This is a genomic window from Kitasatospora sp. NPDC091257 (assembly GCF_044757675.1).
GTDB classification, from domain to species: domain Bacteria; phylum Actinomycetota; class Actinomycetes; order Streptomycetales; family Streptomycetaceae; genus Kitasatospora; species Kitasatospora lactacystinica.
In genome coordinates this window covers 1-2,025 of the sequence record NZ_JBIVVI010001440.1, presented here as the reverse complement: position 1 = coordinate 2,025, position 2,025 = coordinate 1, and the positions used below count along the sequence as shown (strand labels likewise).

The following is a 2,025-nucleotide window of genomic DNA, read 5'->3' as shown; positions in this document are numbered from 1 at the left end:
CCTCCACTCCCCGGGGAGTGGAGGGCCGTCGGCTTTTCGCGGGGCGTGGGCACGGGCGCGCGCCTCCACCCCGCGCTCCGGCCGGACTGCGGACCCGAACGGGTGAACAAGGGGTGGGGACACGCATCAGCCGGGGTTGACGGACGTTGAGTGGAGGGAGGAGTGCACGAACGGTTGCGGTGACGAGCGGAAGGGGTGAGCCGGTGCGGGGTCTCCAACGGGCCGTTCTGCTGCGGGCGGCGGCAGCCGTGCTGGCGCTCGGCGCCGCGGTCGGGGTTCACGTGGAAGTGGGGCACGCGCTGGCCAGGCGCGGGGCCGAGCGCGCGGAGCGGGAGGCGGTGGCGTGCGCGGAGGCGGCCCGGCATCCCGATCTGTTCGAAGCGGGATGGCCGGCGGGGTGCCGCTGACGCGCAGGTGTTCGGTCCATTCGGACAGAACGTCACCCGTCCGGCTTCATTCCCGAATGCGGAGGAACCACCCTTCATTCCTTGCGGTTCATCAGGGAGTGAACGAGTTTCCCGAGGGGGGTTCCCTGATGACCGCGCAGCCCGGTGGCTCCGCGCCCGCGCCGCGGGCGGCGAGGCCGGTGCCGGCCTGGAGCGAGTGGCTCGGCACGGTCGTGCGGCTCGGCCTCGCGGTGGTCTGGGGATGGGCCGGGCTGGCGAAGGTCTCCGACCCGGCGGAGGCCGCCCAGGCCGTCCGGGCCTACGAGATCCTTCCCGAGGGCCTGGTCAAGCCGATCGGCTACGGCCTGCCGTTCCTGGAGCTGGCCCTGGCCGTGCTGCTGGTGGTGGGCCTCGGCGTCCGGCTGGTGGCCGGGGTCTCCGCGGTGCTGCTGCTGGTCTTCATCGCCGGGATCGCCTCCGCCTGGGCACGCGGCATCTCGATCGACTGCGGCTGCTTCGGCGGCGGTGGGCACGTCGACGAGTCCCGGACCGAGTACCTCCAGGAGATCCTGCGCGACACCGGGTTCCTGCTGCTGGCCGGGTGGCTGCTGTGGCGGCCCCGCACCCGGCTGTCGGTGGACGCCTGGCTGGCGAACTGACCCCCCGCACCCCCGCACCGGCGAGCTGACCCCCACACCCCTGCACCCGACGAAGGCCCCCGACCGTGGATGTCAAGGCAATGAGCGAGAAGAACCGAGAAGGCAAGCGCACCGCCCGCGAGCGGATGCTGGAACAGCGGGCGGCCGAGGAGGTCTCCTCCCGGCGCAAGAAGAAGCTGATCGTGGGCGGTTCCGTGCTCGCGGTGATCGCCGCCGCGGTGATCGTCGGCGTCGTGGTGCAGAACCAGCGCTCCAAGCCGGAGACGCCGACCGCCGTCCCGGCCGGGACGATCGGCGACAAGAACCTGGTCGTCCCGGTCGGCGCGGGCAACGCGCCCTCCGTCCTCACGGTCTACGAGGACCCGCGCTGCCCCGCCTGCGGCACCTTCGAGCGCGAGTTCTCGTCCACCATCGACCAGCTGGAGGACGCCGGGAAGATCTACACGAACTACCACATCGTGTCGTTCATCGACCGGGCCGTGGGGGGCAAGGGCTCCAAGACCGCCGCCAACGCCCTGGGCTGCGCCCAGGACGCCGGGCACTTCCGGGACTTCCACGACGTGCTGTACCGCAACCAGCCGGACGAGACCAACGACGCCTTCGGCGACAAGGCCGTGCTGCTCAGCCTGGCCAAGCAGGTCAACGGCCTGGACACGCCCGAGTTCCAGTCCTGCGTCAACGACAACAAGTTCGGTGGGTGGGTGTCCGCGGTGCAGCAGGACTTCGACAAGTCCAGCTTCAAGTCCACCCCGACGGTGCTGCTCAACGGCCAGCCGATCTACCCGAAGAACGGCAGCGAGGAGATCACCCCGGCCAACCTGGTGGCCTGGGTGGACGCCGCGAACCAGGGCAAGCAGCCGGGTACGGCGGGTTCGCACGGGCAGACCCCGGCGCCGACCAGCACCGCCTCGGAGGCCAACAACCCGTCGCCGACGGCCGGCTGAGCCCGCTCCGCCACGCCGCCCCCTCCCCGTCCGGAG

2 protein-coding genes are annotated in these 2,025 nt (G+C 71.8%); both read left to right on the top strand.

The features are described from left to right. The first annotated feature begins 535 nt into the window (after positions 1-535). Positions 536-1,045 carry a MauE/DoxX family redox-associated membrane protein gene (locus ACIQOV_RS39165; protein WP_401055632.1) on the top strand — a complete coding sequence of 170 codons (510 nt, stop codon included), beginning with the start codon at positions 536-538 and terminating at the stop codon, positions 1,043-1,045. Between the two features lie 80 nt (positions 1,046-1,125). Further along, the gene (locus ACIQOV_RS39160; RefSeq protein ID WP_401055630.1) at positions 1,126-1,989 is read left to right on the top strand and encodes a DsbA family protein; all 864 of its coding nucleotides are present in this window, start codon (positions 1,126-1,128) and stop codon (positions 1,987-1,989) included. Positions 1,990-2,025 lie beyond the last annotated feature (36 nt).

What these genes read in the sequence shown, in the direction of transcription:
- ACIQOV_RS39160 (WP_401055630.1), top strand. Translation starts at nt 1,126, where the DNA reads ATGAGCGAGAAGAACCGAGAAGGCAAGCGCACCGCCCGCGAGCGGATG.
- ACIQOV_RS39165 (WP_401055632.1), top strand. Translation starts at nt 536, where the DNA reads ATGACCGCGCAGCCCGGTGGCTCCGCGCCCGCGCCGCGGGCGGCGAGG.